Origin of the sequence: Thauera sp. (assembly GCF_035444905.1) — a bacterium.
GTDB lineage: Bacteria > Pseudomonadota > Gammaproteobacteria > Burkholderiales > Rhodocyclaceae > Thauera.
Map to the genome: position 1 here is coordinate 26474 of NZ_DAOMPS010000002.1, position 15331 is coordinate 41804.

Consider the following 15331-nt stretch of genomic DNA (forward strand, 5'->3'; position numbering starts at 1 on the left):
CACCGCCACCGCCACCGCCACCGCCACCGCCACCGCCACCGCCACCGCCACCGCCACCGCCGCCGCCGGTGCCGGTGCGTCGGCCCTGACGGCCGTCGAGCTCGCGCAGGCGCCGCCGCCGGCCCAGAGCGAGCCGGCTGTCACGCCGGAGACCGAGGACAGCGCCGAGGCCGCGCTGCATGAGCTGTCGTCGCTCGACTTCACCACCAGTGCCCAGATCGAACCGAGCCTGTCGCAGATGCGCGATACATGGACGGTGCCGGGTGATCTGAGCAAGCTGACCAGCGGCAATGGCGAGGCCTCGCCCGAGCCGGAGCCGGCGGACATGGCGCCCGAATTGCCCGCCGATAGCGGCGTGATCGATTTCGAGCTCGACCTCGGCGACGAGCCGGCCAGCGGCGGTATCGACCTGTCGGTGGCCGACGAGGCGGCCGAAGGCGCTGCGCCGCCGGCCGGTCAGGAAGACGACGGCGGTCTGGTGTTCGATCTCGACATTGGCGACTTCGACGAGCCGAGCACACCCGCTGGCGCGGCCGCCCCCACCGCGGCGGAGGCGGGCATTGCTTCGGATGCCGCGAACTCGATGACCATGCTGGACAACGTCGCAGATTTCGCCGCCCCGCTCGAGTTCGAATTGCCCGATCTCGACACCGCGACGGCCCCGACCGATGCCGTCGACCTCAACGCCACCGTGGTGAGCAGCGACGCGATGGTAGAGGACATGGATGAAGAGGGTTCGCCGGCGCCTGATGGCGACCGTTCGGCGCCGGCGGCGAAGGCCGACGAACCCTTGGTCGACCTCGAGAAGACCAGCTTCGACAGCAGCCTGCTCGACTTCGATTTCGACATCGACACCCCGTCGGCACCCGAAACGCCAGCCACCATTGGCCCGGCAGGCCTCGACCTGACCTCCATCGATCTTGATCTGGAGAACTTCGACGATCAGGGCGTTCCCGAGATCGAAGTCGTTCCCTTCGAGGCCGAGGCGACCGACCTTGGCCAGGTACAGCGAGCGGGTGGCGATGCGGGCTTTGATGCCGATGCGCCTGCTCAAGCGGCAAGCGGGGGTGAGGTCGATAACGAGGAGGCCGACACCAAACTGGAACTGGCGCGGGCCTATGAGGAAATGGGCGACAACGAGGGCGCGCTCGAGTTGTTGCAGGAAGTGCTCGGCGAAGGTTCGGCGCGGCAGAAGGGGGTCGCGCGCGAGATGATCGGTCGCCTGAGCTGACCCAGGACGCCCTTGCAGCGGGGCCGCCACGAGCCCGTACTCGTGGCGGCCCCGTGCGTTCACCCCATGCACTCCGGACTCATACTTCTCCTGTGGCTGGCCGCGGTCGCCTCGATCCAGTTGCTGCCCCCGTCTGCGCTGGCCATTGCGGTGCTCGGCTGCGCGCTTGTCGCGCTGCTGCTCGCGCCTGCACGGGCGCGGCGCCTGGTGCGCCGTGTGCGAGTGCTGCTGCTGGCGATCGTGATCCTCTTTGCCTGGTTCACGCCGGGCGAGGCCTTGCTCGTCGACTGGCCACGGCTCGGACCCACGCGTGAAGGTGCTGCCCTGGCGGCGCTGCATGCGGGCCGGCTGCTGGCGGTGGTGTGTGCGGTGGCGCTGCTGCTCGAGCGCCTGTCGCTCGACCGGCTGGTCAGCGGTCTGCACGCGCTGGCACGACCGCTGCGCCTGATCGGGGTGCCGCCCGAGCGGCTTGCGCTGCGCCTGCTGCTGGTCCTGCGCCTGGTCGAGGCCACGCCGCGCGGCAGCGGTCCCGGGCACTGGAAGGCGTGGTTGCTCGATGAGGACGAGGAGGGCAAGGTCGAGCCAGTGAGACTGCAGCGCGAACGTCTGAGTCGGGCCGATGCGGTGTTTGCGCTCGCGTTGTTTGCCGCCCTGCTGTGGTGGAGCCTCGCATGACGCGCATTGCCCTGGGTCTCGAATACGCGGGCGATGCCTTCTGCGGCTGGCAGAGCCAGGCCCATGGCCGCACCGTGCAGGACGTCCTCGAGGCCGCCCTGGGTACGATCGCGGCCGAACGCGTGCGCCTGCACTGCGCCGGGCGGACCGACGCGGGGGTCCATGCCAGCGCACAGGTGGTGCACTTTGACACCAACGCGCGGCGCCCGACCACCGCCTGGGTACGCGGCGTCAACGCCCTGCTGCCGGCCGCGGTGGTGGTGCGTTGGGCGACCGAAGTCGACGATGATTTTCACGCCCGTTTTCTTGCCACCGAGCGGCGCTACCGTTACATCCTGCACAACGCGCCGACGCGGCCGGCGATGCTGGCCGGCAGGGTGGGCTGGTTCCACCCTCCGCTCGACGAAGCGCGCATGGCGCAGGCGGTCGACTGCCTGCTGGGCTGGCACGACTTCTCGTCGTTCCGGGCGGCGGGCTGTCAGTCGAAGACGCCGGTGCGGCTGATGCACGAGGCGAGCGTGCGCCGCCAGGGCGATTACCTGTTGTTCGATTTCCGCGCCAACGGCTTCCTGCATCACATGATCCGCAACCTCGTCGGTGCGCTCGTCTACGTGGGCAAGGGGCGTTACCCGGTTGGGTGGATGCGCGAGTTGCTGGAGGCGCGCGATCGCACCCGCGCGGCGCCCACGTTTGCGCCCGATGGCCTGTACCTGTGCGGGGTCAGCTACCCGCCGCGCTGGCCGCTGCCCAACGATGGGCGTATCATCGCGCTGCCCCAGCTACCCCTCGTCTGAATGTCCCGTACCCGAATCAAGATCTGTGGCCTGACCCGGCCCGAAGATGTGCGCGCGGCCGTCGAGGCGGGGGCCGATGCAATCGGTTTCGTCTTCTATCCGCCCAGCCCGCGCGCCGTCGACATCGAGCAGGCAGCCGAGCTTGCCGCCCTGCTGCCTCCCTTCGTGAGCTCGGTCGGCCTCTTCGTCAATGCCAGGCAGGACGAGGTCGACGCGGTGCTCGCGCGCGTGCCCCTGCAACTTCTGCAGTTCCATGGTGACGAAGCGGAGTCTGATTGCGCCCGCCACGGACGGCCCTGGATCAAGGCGGCGCGGATGCGCCCCGGGGTCGATCTGTTAGAATTCTCGAGTTTCCACCCGCGCGCCAGCGGCATTCTCGTCGACGCCTTCGTCGAGGGCTATGGCGGGGGCGGCAAGACCTTCGATTGGTCGCTGATCCCGGACGGGTTCGGGCGGCCGCTCGTGCTTTCCGGCGGGCTCGATGCAGACAACGTGACCGAGGCCGTGCGCCGCGTCCGCCCGTGGGCGGTCGATGTGTCAAGCGGCGTGGAAAGTGCCAAGGGAATCAAGGATGCGGCGAAGATCGCCGCCTTCATAGCCGGAGTTCGACATGCAGATGGCTGACACGCCTTACCAGTTTCCCGATGCGAGCGGGCATTTCGGCCCGTACGGGGGCGTCTTCGTTTCCGAGACGCTGATGCCCGCACTTGCCGAGCTGCGCGAAGCCTACGCAGCCTGCCAGGCTGATCCGGAATTCATCGCCGAGTTCGAATACGAGCTCAAGCACTATGTCGGCCGTCCGAGCCCGATCTACCACGCCAAGCGCTGGTCGGGACTGCTCGGCGGGGCGCAGATCTACCTCAAGCGCGAGGACCTCAACCATACCGGCGCGCACAAGGTGAACAACTGCATCGGCCAGGCCTTGGTGGCCCGCCGCATGGGCAAGCCGCGCGTGATCGCCGAGACCGGCGCCGGCCAGCACGGCGTCGCCACCGCCACCGTGGCCGCGCGCTACGGCATGGAGTGCGTGGTGTACATGGGCTCGGAGGACGTCAAGCGCCAGGCGGCCAACGTCTATCGCATGAAGCTGCTCGGTGCCACCGTGGTGCCGGTCGAGTCGGGCTCGAAGACACTCAAGGACGCACTCAACGAGGCGATGCGCGACTGGGTCACCAACGTCGCCGACACCTTCTACATCATCGGCACCGTGGCCGGGCCGCACCCCTACCCGATGATGGTGCGCGACTTCCAGTCGGTGATCGGCAAGGAGTGCATCGAGCAGATGCCCGAGATGGCCGGGCGCCAGCCGGACTACGTGCTCGCCTGCGTCGGTGGCGGTTCGAACGCGATGGGGATCTTCCACCCCTATATCGGCGTGCCCGGCGTGAAACTGATCGGTGTCGAGGCCGCGGGTGACGGCCTGGATACCGGGCGCCACTCGGCGTCGCTGACGGCCGGGCGCCCCGGCGTGCTGCACGGCAACCGCACCTACCTGCTGCAGGACGAGGACGGCCAGATCATCGAGACCCATTCGGTGTCCGCCGGCCTCGACTACCCGGGCGTCGGCCCCGAGCACGCCTGGCTCAAGGACACGTCGCGCGCCGAATACGTCGGCATCACCGACGCCGAAGCGCTGCAGGGCTTCCACGACCTGTGCCGGCTCGAAGGCATCATTCCGGCGCTCGAGTCCGCGCACGCGCTCGCCTACGCGGCCAAGCTGGCACCGACGCTGCCCAAGGACAAGATCCTGCTGGTCAATCTCTCCGGCCGCGGCGACAAGGACATGCACACCGTCGCCGAACGTTCCGGCATCCAGTTCTGAACCTGCCCCGGGCCGCATCTGCGGCCCGCAGTGTGATCGAGACATGTCAAGAATTCAGACCGTTTTCCAGCGCCTGCAGGCCGAAGGCCGCAAGGCGCTGATCCCCTTCGTTACCGCTGGCTTTCCCACCCCCGAGCTGAGCCTGCCGCTGATGCATGCGCTGGTCGAGGGCGGCGCCGACATCATCGAGCTCGGCGTGCCGTTCTCCGACCCGATGGCCGACGGCCCGACCATCCAGCGTGCCTCCGAGCGCGCCCTGGCGCAGGGCATGAGCCTGCGCAAGGTGCTCGAGCTGGTGCGCGCCTTCCGTGCGACCAATGCCGACACGCCGGTGGTGTTGATGGGCTACGCCAACCCGATCGAGGCCATGGGGGCCGAGCGCTTTGTCGCCGATGCGCATGGCGCCGGTGTCGATGGCGTGCTGGTGGTCGATTATCCGCCCGAGGAGTGCGTCGGCTTTGCCGCCACGGCCAAGGCCGGCGGCCTCGATCCGATCTTCCTGCTGGCGCCGACCTCGTCCGAGCAGCGCTATGCCGACGTGGCGCGCGCGGGTAGTGGCTACATCTATTACGTGTCGCTGAAGGGGGTCACCGGCAGCGCCAAGCTCGATGTCGAGGAGGTGGCGCGCCGCATTCCGCAGATCCGCGCCGCGGTCGGGATGCCGGTGGGCGTGGGCTTCGGCATCCGCGATGCGGCCAGCGCGCGCGCCATCGGTGCGGTCGCCGATGCGGTGGTGATCGGCAGCCGGATCATCGAGGAAATCGAACACAGTCCGGGCGAGGAAGTGCCGCGGGTCGCTGCATTCATGCGCGACATCCGCGTGGCGCTCGACGAACTCGCTGCCGGCAAAGGAGCAATTCAATGAGCTGGTTGGAGAAGCTGCTGCCGCCGAGGATCAAGCGCGGCGAGACCTCGGCGCGCAACAAGTCGATCCCCGAAGGCCTGTGGAGCAAATGCGACGGCTGCGAGGCCGTGCTCTACCGCGCCGACCTCGACAGCAACCTCGGCGTGTGTCCCAAGTGCGGGCATCATCATCGCCTGCGTGCCCGCCGTCGCCTCGACGTGCTGCTCGATGCCGAAGGCCGGGTCGAGATCGGCGCCGAGGTCACGCCGGTCGATGCACTCAAGTTCAAGGATTCGCGCAAGTACCCGGAGCGCCTGTCGGCTGCCACGGCCGATACCGGCGAGGCCGATGCCATGGTCGTCATGCAGGGCGCGATCAAGAGCCTGCCGGTGGTCGTTGCCTGCTTCGAGTTCGAGTTCCTCGGCGGCTCGATGGGCTCGGTCGTCGGTGAGCGCTTCGTCCGCGGCGCCAAGCGCGCCTTCGAACAGCGCGTGCCCTTCATCTGCATCACCGCCTCGGGCGGGGCGCGCATGCAGGAGGGCCTGCTGTCGCTGATGCAGATGGCCAAGACCACCGCGTCGATTACACGCCTGACCGAGCGCAGGTTGCCCTTCGTCACTGTGCTTACCGACCCGACCATGGGCGGCGTGTCCGCCAGCTTTGCCTTCATGGGCGACGTGGTGATTGCCGAACCCGGTGCGCTGATCGGCTTTGCTGGCCCGCGGGTGATCGAGCAGACCGTGCGCGAGAAGCTGCCCGAAGGCTTCCAGCGCGCCGAGTTCCTGCTCGAGAAGGGCGCGGTCGACCTGATCGTCGACCGTCGCGAGCTGCGCGACCAGCTTGCGGGCGTGCTCGCCATGCTGACGCGTCAACCTGCCGACGCGGTGAGCGATTGATGTCTGCCGTGGGTTTGAATGCGGGGCTTCCGGCCACGCTCGAGGGCTGGCTCGCCCTGCTGGAGCAGCGCCACGGGCAGCGCATCGAGCTGGGCCTCGAGCGGGTGCGCAAGGTCAAGGACGCGATGGCGGTCAGCTCGGATGCGGCGGTGATCACCATCGGCGGCACCAATGGCAAGGGTTCTTGCTGCGCTATGCTCGAGGGCATCTTGCTCGCGGCCGGGTATCGCGTCGGTTGCTACACCTCGCCGCACCTGATGCGCTACAACGAGCGCGTGCGCATCGACGGCCAGGACGCCAGCGACGCGCAGCTGGTCGTCGGCTTTGAGGCGGTGGAGGCGGTGCGTGGCGACACGCCGCTGACCTACTTCGAGCATGGCACGCTGGCCGCGTGGGCGGTGTTCGCCGCCGCGCGGCTTGACGTCATCATCCTCGAGGTGGGCCTTGGCGGGCGCCTCGACGCGGTCAATCTGTTCGACGCCGATTGTTCGATCGTCACCAGTGTGGCGATGGATCACATGGACTTCCTCGGCGATACCCGCGAGGCCATCGGCTTCGAGAAAGCCGGCATCTTCCGCGCCGGGCGACCGGCGGTCTGCGGCGACCCCCAGCCGCCCGCCAGCCTGGTCGAACATGCCTTGACGATCGGCGCCGAGCTCTGGATCAGCGGGCGCGACTTCGGCTTCGGCGGCGATCGCCAGCAGTGGGGCTACTGGCGCTATGCCGAGCCGCCGGCGCAGGGCGCCTTGGTCAAGCGCGGTGGGCTGGCCTATCCGGCCTTGCGCGGCACCAACCAGTTGCTCAACGCCTCTGCAGTGATCACGGCGCTCGAGTGCCTGCGTACGCGTCTGCCGGTCTCGATGCAGCACGTGCGCCAGGGGCTGATGCTGGTCGAGGTGCCGGGGCGCTTCCAGGTGCTGCCGGGCCGACCCGCCGTGGTCCTCGACGTCGCGCACAATCCGCAGGCGGCCGGCGTGCTGGCCGAGAACCTCGGCAGCATGGGTTTCTACCCCGAGACCTGGGCAGTGCTCGGCATGCTCGCCGACAAGGACGTCGAAGGGGTGTGCGCGCTGATGGCCGGCAGGGTGGACCACTGGCTGCTCGCCGACCTGCCCGGTCCGCGCGGGCTGGCGGCCGAGTCGCTCGTCGGGCGGGTGCGCGCGGCCGGCGGCAAGGGCGACATGCACTGTTTCAGTTCGCCGGCCGAGGCCTTTGCTGCGGCGCAAAAAGCTGCTCTCGAGGGTGATAGAATCGTCGTCTTCGGTTCCTTCCTGACGGTGGCGGACGTGCTCGCGGCGATCAAGGCTGCGCGGCAGCGATGAGGTTCTCCGGTGAGTGACGCAGACAACCTGGAAATCAAGAAGCGGGCGCGGCGGCGACTCGTCGGCGCCAGTGCGCTCGCCCTGCTGGCGGCGATCGTGCTGCCCATGATGATGGACCAGGAGCCGCATCCCGCCGTGCAGGACATCCAGGTCACGATTCCCGACCGTGATGCGCGGCGCCCGCTCGCCAGTGCCGAGCCGGCGGCCACGCCTGCTCCGCTACCGATTCCCGAAGACGAGGACGCAGCGCCCAACGACAGGCTGACGGCGGCGCCGGAGCCGCAAGCGCCGGCGGCCGAGCCGCCTGCAGCCGAACCTGCGCCATCCCCGGCCGTGACCCCGCGTCCGGCGAGCACGCCGGCCCCCCCGCGGCAGGAGCCTCCGGCGCGGCCGGCGGCGACGCCCGAGCCGCGCCCACCGGTCGCCGCGGTGGACGAAGAGGCGCGGGTACGGGCGATCCTCAGCGGCCAGCCGGTACCCCCGCGCGGCGAGGCCTTCGTCGTGCAGGTGGGCGCGTTCAGCGACGCCGCCAAGGCGGGCCGTCTTGCCGACGAGCTCAAGGCGCAGGGCTTTCAGGCCTATACCGAGCGTGCCGGCAGCGTGACGCGCGTGCGGGTGGGGCCGATCGCGGGGCGTGCCGCTGCGGACGCCGTCGCCGCGCGGCTGAAGGCGGGTGGCCACCAGGCCGTGCTGCAACCACGCTGACTGTCGGCAATGACCCTCTTTGATTACGTGTTTCTCGGTGTGCTCGGGCTGTCGGCCGCAATCGGAATGTGGCGCGGCCTGGTCAGCGAGGTGATGGCGGTGCTGGCCTGGGTGGCAGCACTTTTTGCCGCATGGCGCTATAACGAACAGGCGGCGGCTTTTTTCGACGGCATCATCGTCGAGCCGGTGTGGCGACAGGTGGCAGGCGCTGCCCTGGTGGTGGTGGGCGTGCTGCTGCTCGCTGCGCTGCTGCGTTACCTGCTGCGGGAGTTGCTGCGCGCGGCAGGGCTGGGTGCGACCGATCGATTCTTCGGAGCGCTGTTCGGTATTGCACGTGGGCTGGCGATCGCCTTCGTCGTCGTGTTGATCGGCGGTATTGCCGGCATCTCGCGCGAGCCCTGGTGGTCCCAGGCCCTTTTTGCGCCGCCGATGGAATCGGCGGTCATCGCCGCCAAACCCTGGCTACCTGACGAGGTAGCCGACAAGATTCGATTCAGATAGGCCTACTCCCATGTGTGGAATTCTCGGTGTCGTCGCCACTTCTCCGGTCAACCAGCTCCTCTACGACGGGCTGCAGGTCCTGCAGCACCGCGGACAGGATGCAGCGGGGATCGCCACCTCGGAAGGCGGGCGCTTCCATATGCACAAGGGGCCGGGCCTGGTGCGGGACGTGTTCCGGACGCGCAACATGCGCGACCTCACCGGCAACTGGGGCATCGGCCACGTGCGGTACCCGACCGCCGGTTCGGCCTACAACGCGGCCGAGGCACAGCCCTTCTACGTCAATTCGCCCTTCGGTCTGCTGCTCGCGCACAACGGCAACCTGACCAACTCCGAAGCGCTCAAGCGCGAGATGTACCTGTCCGACCTGCGCCACATCAACACCAGCAGCGACTCCGAAGTCCTGCTCAATGTGCTGGCGCACGAGCTGCAGGCGGCGAGCAAGGGCCTCAAGCTCGACGAGGAGGCGATCTTCACCGCGGTGGCCGGTGTGCATCGGCGCTGCCGGGGTGCTTACGCCGTGGTGGTGATGATCGCCGGCTACGGCCTGCTTGCCTTTCGCGACCCCTACGGCATTCGTCCGCTGGTGATCGGCCGCAACGAGGTCGACAGCGGCACCGAGTGGCTGGTGGCATCCGAGTCGGTAGCGCTCGATGTGCTCGGCTTCCGCCTGCTGCGCGACGTGGCGCCGGGCGAGGCCGTGCTGGTCGACGTCGAGGGCCGTTTCCACAGCCGCCAGTGTGCGGCGAAGACGGTGCACGCGCCCTGCATGTTCGAGTTCGTCTACCTGGCACGGCCGGATTCGATCATCGATGGCGTGTCGGTGTACGAATCGCGCATGAAGATGGGCGAGTTCCTGGCCGACAAAATGAAGCGCACCATGCCCAAGGTCGAAATCGATGTCGTCATCCCGATTCCCGACTCGAGCCGTCCGTCGGCGATGCAGATGGCGCAGCGCCTCGGGTTGCCGTTCCGCGAAGGCTTCGTCAAGAACCGCTACATCGGGCGCACCTTCATCATGCCCGGTCAGGCGACGCGCAAGAAATCCGTTCGCCAGAAGCTGAACACCATCCACCAGGAGTTCAAGGGCAAGAGCGTGCTGCTGGTGGACGACTCGATCGTGCGCGGCACGACCAGTCGCGAAATCGTGAACATGGCGCGCGAGGCCGGTGCCACCAAGGTCTATCTCGCCTCGGCGGCGCCGCCGGTGCGCTACGCCAACGTCTATGGCATCGACATGCCGACGCGCGGTGAGCTGATCGCATCGGACCGCAGCGAGGACGAGATCTGCCGCGAGATCGGCGCCGACGGCCTGATCTATCAGGATCTGGACGACCTCAAGGCTTCCGTCCGGGCGCTCAATCCCGCGCTGAGCTTCTTCGAGACCTCCTGTTTCGACGGCAGCTACATCACCGGTGACATCACGACGGAGTACCTCAACGGCGTCGAGAACCAGCGCAGCGAGGCCCGACCGGGCAGGGTCGGCCACGGTGATCATGGCGATGACAACGGCGACGGGCAGCTCGACCTCAATCTCGCCTCCAGCGGCGAGCGCTGAGCGCGGTATCGCCGCGGTCCTCCATTGCGTCATGACCTTTGATTGAAGCCGCCTGAGTCCCGACCATGAGCATTCCCGATTCGCAGGATCTCCACCTCGATACGCTCGCCATCCGTGCCGGCATCGAGCGCACGCAGTTCGGCGAGCACGGCGAGGCGATGTACCTGACCTCGAGCTTCGTCTTCGACAGCGCGGCGCAGGCAGCGGCGCGCTTCTCGGGGGAGGAAGAGGGCTATGTCTATGCCCGCTTCTCCAATCCCACGGTGACCGCGATGCAGACGCGGCTCGCCGCCCTCGAAGGGGCGGAGGCCTGCATCGCCACCTCCTCGGGCATGTCGGCGATCCTGTCCCTGGCGATGGCGACCATGCAGGCGGGCGACCACGTGGTGGCCTCCAACGGCCTCTTCGGTGCGACCCAGCAGTTGTTCGGCGGCATCCTGTCGAAGTTCGGCATCAGCACGAGCTTCGTCGCCGCCACCGACCTCGATGCCTGGCGTGATGCGATCACGCCGCAGACGAAGCTGTTCTTCACCGAGACGCCGTCCAACCCGCTCACCGAGGTGATCGACATCGCCGGCGTCGCGGCGATCGCGCGCGAGGCAGGGGTGCTGTTCGCGGTGGACAACTGCTTCTGCTCGCCGGCCTTGCAGCGCCCGCTCGATCTCGGTGCGGACGTGGTCGTGCATTCGGCGACCAAGTACCTGGACGGCCAGGGCAGGGTGCTGGGCGGCGCGGTGGCAGGCCGCAAGGCGGTCACCGACGAAGTGTTCAAGTTCCTGCGCACCGCCGGCCCGACGCTGTCACCGTTCAACGCCTGGGTGATCTTCAAGGGTCTGGAGACCTTGCGCATCCGCATGGAGGCGCAGTCGGCGAGCGCGCTGGCGCTGGCACGCTGGCTGGAGGGGCAGCCCGGTGTGGCGCGGGTGTACTACCCCGGCCTTGCCTCGCATCCGCAGCACGCGCTGGCCATGCGCCAGCAAAAGAGCGGCGGCGCAATCCTGAGCTTCGATGTCGAAGGCGGGCGCGATGCGGCGTGGAAGGTGGTCGATGCGACGCGCCTGATGTCGATCACGGCCAATCTGGGCGACACCAAGACCACGATCACCCACCCGGCCACCACCACCCACGGCCGCATCACTGCCGAGGCGCGTGCCACCGCGGGGATCGGCGACGGCCTGCTGCGAATCGCCGTCGGCCTGGAGGATGTCGAGGATCTGAAGGAAGACCTGGCGCGGGGATTGGCGCGGCGCTGAGCGCGCCGCACACAGCGGCCGGGATCGTTGCAGGGGGAGGGTGGCTCGATCCGAGACCTGCCCGCCGCGTACCGCTTCGAGTGGGTCCTTTTTTGCCCCGTCGTCACGACCGCCTGAACATCCTGCACTCAGCCATCAGCGCAAGCAGATTCGGGTCGCGCTCGCGGTTGCGAGGCAGGAGCAGCGCGATCCGCTGACTGACAACGAAGGGCTTCGCGATCGGTATCAGTTGAACCTGCGGGCTGAAATCGGCAACGCGGCCGGGCAGGAGCGAGTAACCGACACCGCCGCTGACCAGATTCGTCAGGGAGAAGATGTCTCCGACCCGCATCGCGATGCGCGGCTTGAAACCGGCCAGCTCGAATGCCTGGCTGAAGTCGCGATATGTCGCAAAGTCCTCGCTCAGGCTGACGAAGTTCTCGTCCTTCAGATCCCGCAGATCGATCACCGGGCGGCCCGCATAAGGCGAGTTGAGGGGGGCGGCGAAAAAGATCTCGTCGGTGAACATCGGGATCGTGATCAGTTCCGGGTGGGGTGCGTCCTTGTCGACCGCGATCACGATCGCATCGAGGCGCCCGTCCTCGAGCTTGTGCAGCAAGTCGCGATTGGAGCTCAGGGTCAGGTCCACGTCGAGTTCTGAGCGACGGGTCTTGAGCCCGATCAGCAGGCGCGGGATGGTGCGCACGGTGAGCGAGTACAGGGCGCCGATGCGCAGACGCGCTGCGCCGAATCCCGCCGCCTCGCGGGCCCGCTGGATGCCGACGGTGCATTCCGCTACGGAGCGCGTCGCATGTTCGGCGAACACATAGGCGGCGGCGAGCGGGATCAGCTTGCGACCGTCACGGCGGAACAATGGACAGCGCAGCCCTTCCTCGAGGGAGTGCAGGGCGCGATGCACGCTGACCGTGCTCTGGTCGAGCGCCTCGGCGACCCGCGCCATGCTGCCCAGCTCGATGAAGCTGAGGAAGACCTCCAACTTGCGGAACGTGATCTGCTCGTCGATCTGCATGCCCTTCCTCCTGGCGATCGGTGGCCCGCGGCTGTCGCTACGGTGCTCATCATTATTACTCATGGAGTAATAAACGCGCGCTTTGCTTGATTGAAGCGTCCTGGATGCAGGCCTATCTTGCCGTCACCAAGTCTCAACTGACGGAGTGAACATGCAAGCCAAGGCTCAACCCGACCCGCGCTGGACCCGACGCCGGACCGAGAAGCAGCGCCGTCTCGCCCAGGTGAGCGAATTTGCCGACGGGACCGTGCTCAGGACCGATTCGATTGTCGAGGTGCTGGAACGACTGATCGGCCCCGGCGACCGCGTCGTGCTCGAAGGCAACAACCAGAAGCAGGCCGACTTTCTCGCCCGCGCACTCGCCCAGGTCGACCCCGCGCGCGTCCATGACCTCAACCTGATCATGCCGAGCGTGAGTCTCCCGGAGCACCTCGACCTCTTCGAGCGTGGCATCGCGCGCAGGCTAGACTTCGCCTATGCCGGGGGACAGAGCCTGCGCATCTCGCAGTTCCTGCAGGACGGCCTGCTCGAGGTCGGTGCCATCCACACCTACATCGAGCTCTATGCCCGGCTGTTCGTCGATCTGATTCCCAACGTCGTGCTGGTGGCAGGCTTCACCGCCGATCGCCAGGGCAATCTCTACACCGGTCCGAGCACCGAGGACACGCCTACCCTGGTCGAGGCGGCAGCCTTCCACGATGGCATCGTGATCGCCCAGGTCAACGAGATCGTCGATGACGCGCGCGATCTGCCGCGGGTGGATATCCCCGGCTCGTGGATCGACTTCGTCGTGCGCGCCGACAAGCCCTTCTTCATCGAGCCGCTGTTCACCCGCGACCCGCGCCTGATCACGCCGATGCAGGTGCTGATGGCGATGATGGCGATCCGCGGCGTGTACGAGCGCCACCAGGTGCAGTCGCTCAACCACGGCATCGGCTTCAACACCGCGGCGATCGAGCTGATCCTGCCGACCTACGGCGAACGCCTCGGCCTGAAGGGAAAGATCTGCCGCAACTGGACGCTCAACCCGCACCCGACCCTGATTCCGGCGATCGAGTCGGGCTGGGTCGAGAGCGTGCATTGCTTCGGCGGCGAGCTCGGCATGGAAGACTACGTCGCCGCCCGGCCCGACGTGTTCTTCACCGGTCGCGACGGCTCGATGCGCTCGAATCGCGCACTTTGTCAGCTCGCCGGGCAGTATGCGGTGGATCTGTTCATCGGCTCGACGCTGCAGATGGACGGACTGGGCAATTCCTCCACCGTCACCCGCGGCCGGCTCACCGGTTTCGGCGGCGCCCCCAACATGGGTCACGATCCGGGCGGGCGTCGGCATCCGACGCCGGCATGGCTCGACCTGGTGGAGACGGACGATCCGCTCGACCGCGGTCGCAAGCTCGTCGTGCAGATCGTCGAGACCTTCCAGGCGGGCGGCAAGCCATGCATCGTCGAGTCGCTCGATGCGGTCGAGGTCGGCCGCGAAACCGGCATGCCGCTGGCGCCGGTGATGATCTACGGCGACGACGTCACCCACGTGCTCACCGAGGAGGGCATCGCCTATCTGTACAAGGCGCGCTCGCTCGAGGAGCGCAAGGCGATGATCGCCGCCGTCTCCGGCGTGACCCCGGTCGGGCTGACCCACGATCCGCGCCAGACCGAGGCGCTGCGTCGCGATGGGCTGGTGGCGCTGCCCGAGGACCTCGGCGTGCATCGCGCCGAGGCCACCCGCTCACTGCTCGCGGCCAAGAGCGTCGCCGACCTGGTCACCTGGTCGGGCGGGCTCTACAACCCGCCGGCCAAGTTCAGGAGCTGGTGATGAATGCGACGCTCGAATTCGATGTCGTCACGCCGGCAGTGCGCCGTCCCGCCATGGCCGACGGCCTGGCCGAGCTGGCGGTGAGCGCGCTGATCGACGAGGTCACCCTGACCCCCAAGCCGGGGCTGGTGGATATCCGCAGCCGGGGCTCGCACCGTGACCTCGACTGGTCGCTGATGTGCCATTCGGCGCGCACGCTGCGGCCGACCTTCGCCGCACTGGCCGGTGCCGGCCTCGAGGTTGGCGGGAACCTGGCCGGCGAGCCCCTGAGCCTGCGTGAAGCCATCGGCGCCATCGGCCGCGACGGCGAGGCGGCGATGCTGCAGGCAACCGGCGGCGTGAATACGCATCGTGGCGCGATCTGGGCGCTGGGGCTGCTGGTGACCGCGGCGGCCATGTGCCCGGCAGATCGGGCGCCCGTCCGGGTCGCGTCGCGTGCCGGCGTCCTTGCCGGATTGCCGGACCGTCATGCGCCGGGTGTCACCGGTAACAAGGGCGAGCGCGCCTGCCTCACCTACGGTGTCGGCGGCGCGCGCGGGCAGGCGCAAGCCGGCTTTCCGCACGTCGTGCAGGTCGCCTTGCCGACCCTGCGGCGCGCGCGCGCCAGCGGCGATGCGGAAGATGCCGCCCGCCTCAATGCGCTGCTCGCCGTCATGGCCGAGCTCGACGACACCTGCGTGCTGTCGCGTGGCGGCGCGGCGGCACTCGCCTGCGTGCAGGCGGGCGCCCAGGGCGTGCTGGCGTCCGGCGGGGCAGGGACGCGGGCCGGGCGCGCGGCGCTTCACGCCCTCGAGCGCGCGCTCATCGCCCGCAACGTTTCGCCCGGCGGTGCGGCCGACCTGCTCGCTGCGGCGCTGTTCCTCGATCGCTTCGAGGCCGAAGACCCCATTCATCAGAGGGAGAACTAG

The 15331-nt window shown here is 68.2% G+C and carries 15 protein-coding genes; 14 read left to right on the forward strand and 1 reads right to left on the reverse strand.

Annotated features, from left to right (window positions below; translation table 11 throughout):
* The 12 genes from PLC66_RS01330 to PLC66_RS01385 form a co-directional block, all read left to right on the forward strand.
* Positions 1–1231: FimV C-terminal domain-containing protein (locus PLC66_RS01330; protein ID WP_324537143.1), on the forward strand; the 1231-nt coding region annotated here is incomplete at its 5' end.
* A gap of 66 nt (positions 1232–1297) precedes the next feature.
* Complete coding sequence (locus PLC66_RS01335) at positions 1298–1906, forward strand: CbiQ family ECF transporter T component (protein WP_324537145.1); 609 nt, start codon at positions 1298–1300, stop codon at positions 1904–1906.
* Positions 1903–2700, forward strand: a complete 798-nt coding sequence (truA, locus tag PLC66_RS01340; RefSeq protein WP_324537147.1) for a tRNA pseudouridine(38-40) synthase TruA — start codon at positions 1903–1905, stop codon at positions 2698–2700. The genes PLC66_RS01335 and truA overlap by 4 nt, the downstream gene beginning before the upstream one ends.
* The gene (locus tag PLC66_RS01345) at positions 2701–3324 is read left to right on the forward strand and encodes a phosphoribosylanthranilate isomerase (protein WP_324537149.1); all 624 of its coding nucleotides are present in this window, start codon (positions 2701–2703) and stop codon (positions 3322–3324) included. It abuts the gene before it with no gap.
* Positions 3311–4522, forward strand: coding sequence for a tryptophan synthase subunit beta (gene trpB / locus PLC66_RS01350; RefSeq protein ID WP_324537151.1), 1212 nt, complete (start codon positions 3311–3313; stop codon positions 4520–4522). The genes PLC66_RS01345 and trpB overlap by 14 nt, the downstream gene beginning before the upstream one ends.
* 43 nt (positions 4523–4565) lie before the next feature.
* Positions 4566–5387, forward strand: coding sequence for a tryptophan synthase subunit alpha (trpA, locus tag PLC66_RS01355; protein ID WP_324537153.1), 822 nt, complete (start codon positions 4566–4568; stop codon positions 5385–5387).
* Positions 5384–6262 carry an acetyl-CoA carboxylase, carboxyltransferase subunit beta gene (gene accD, locus PLC66_RS01360; protein ID WP_324537155.1) on the forward strand — a complete coding sequence of 293 codons (879 nt, stop codon included), beginning with the start codon at positions 5384–5386 and terminating at the stop codon, positions 6260–6262. Before trpA ends, accD begins: the two co-directional genes overlap by 4 nt.
* Positions 6262–7584: a bifunctional tetrahydrofolate synthase/dihydrofolate synthase gene (gene folC / locus PLC66_RS01365; RefSeq protein ID WP_503012163.1), complete on the forward strand. Its 1323-nt coding sequence runs from the start codon at positions 6262–6264 to the stop codon at positions 7582–7584. Before accD ends, folC begins: the two co-directional genes overlap by 1 nt.
* A 9-nt stretch (positions 7585–7593) precedes the next feature.
* Positions 7594–8289, forward strand: coding sequence for an SPOR domain-containing protein (locus PLC66_RS01370; RefSeq protein ID WP_324537157.1), 696 nt, complete (start codon positions 7594–7596; stop codon positions 8287–8289).
* Between the two features lie 9 nt (positions 8290–8298).
* A complete protein-coding gene (locus PLC66_RS01375; RefSeq protein WP_324537159.1) occupies positions 8299–8790 on the forward strand; it encodes a CvpA family protein in 492 nt (163 codons plus the stop codon).
* Positions 8791–8800: 10 nt separating this feature from the next.
* Positions 8801–10348 carry an amidophosphoribosyltransferase gene (gene purF / locus PLC66_RS01380; protein ID WP_324537161.1) on the forward strand — a complete coding sequence of 516 codons (1548 nt, stop codon included), beginning with the start codon at positions 8801–8803 and terminating at the stop codon, positions 10346–10348.
* Between the two features lie 65 nt (positions 10349–10413).
* On the forward strand, positions 10414–11601 hold the full coding sequence (locus PLC66_RS01385) for an O-succinylhomoserine sulfhydrylase (RefSeq protein WP_324537163.1): 1188 nt from the start codon (positions 10414–10416) through the stop codon (positions 11599–11601).
* A 103-nt stretch (positions 11602–11704) separates the two neighbouring features.
* Here the strand turns inward: PLC66_RS01385 and PLC66_RS01390 are convergent, their stop codons facing one another.
* Positions 11705–12610: a LysR family transcriptional regulator gene (locus PLC66_RS01390; protein ID WP_324537165.1), complete on the reverse strand. Its 906-nt coding sequence runs from the start codon at positions 12608–12610 to the stop codon at positions 11705–11707.
* A gap of 151 nt (positions 12611–12761) precedes the next feature.
* On the opposite strand from PLC66_RS01390, the gene mdcA reads away from it, so the two are divergent.
* Complete coding sequence (gene mdcA / locus PLC66_RS01395; protein WP_324537167.1) at positions 12762–14423, forward strand: malonate decarboxylase subunit alpha; 1662 nt, start codon at positions 12762–12764, stop codon at positions 14421–14423.
* The gene (locus PLC66_RS01400; protein WP_324537169.1) at positions 14423–15331 is read left to right on the forward strand and encodes a triphosphoribosyl-dephospho-CoA synthase; all 909 of its coding nucleotides are present in this window, start codon (positions 14423–14425) and stop codon (positions 15329–15331) included. Before mdcA ends, PLC66_RS01400 begins: the two co-directional genes overlap by 1 nt.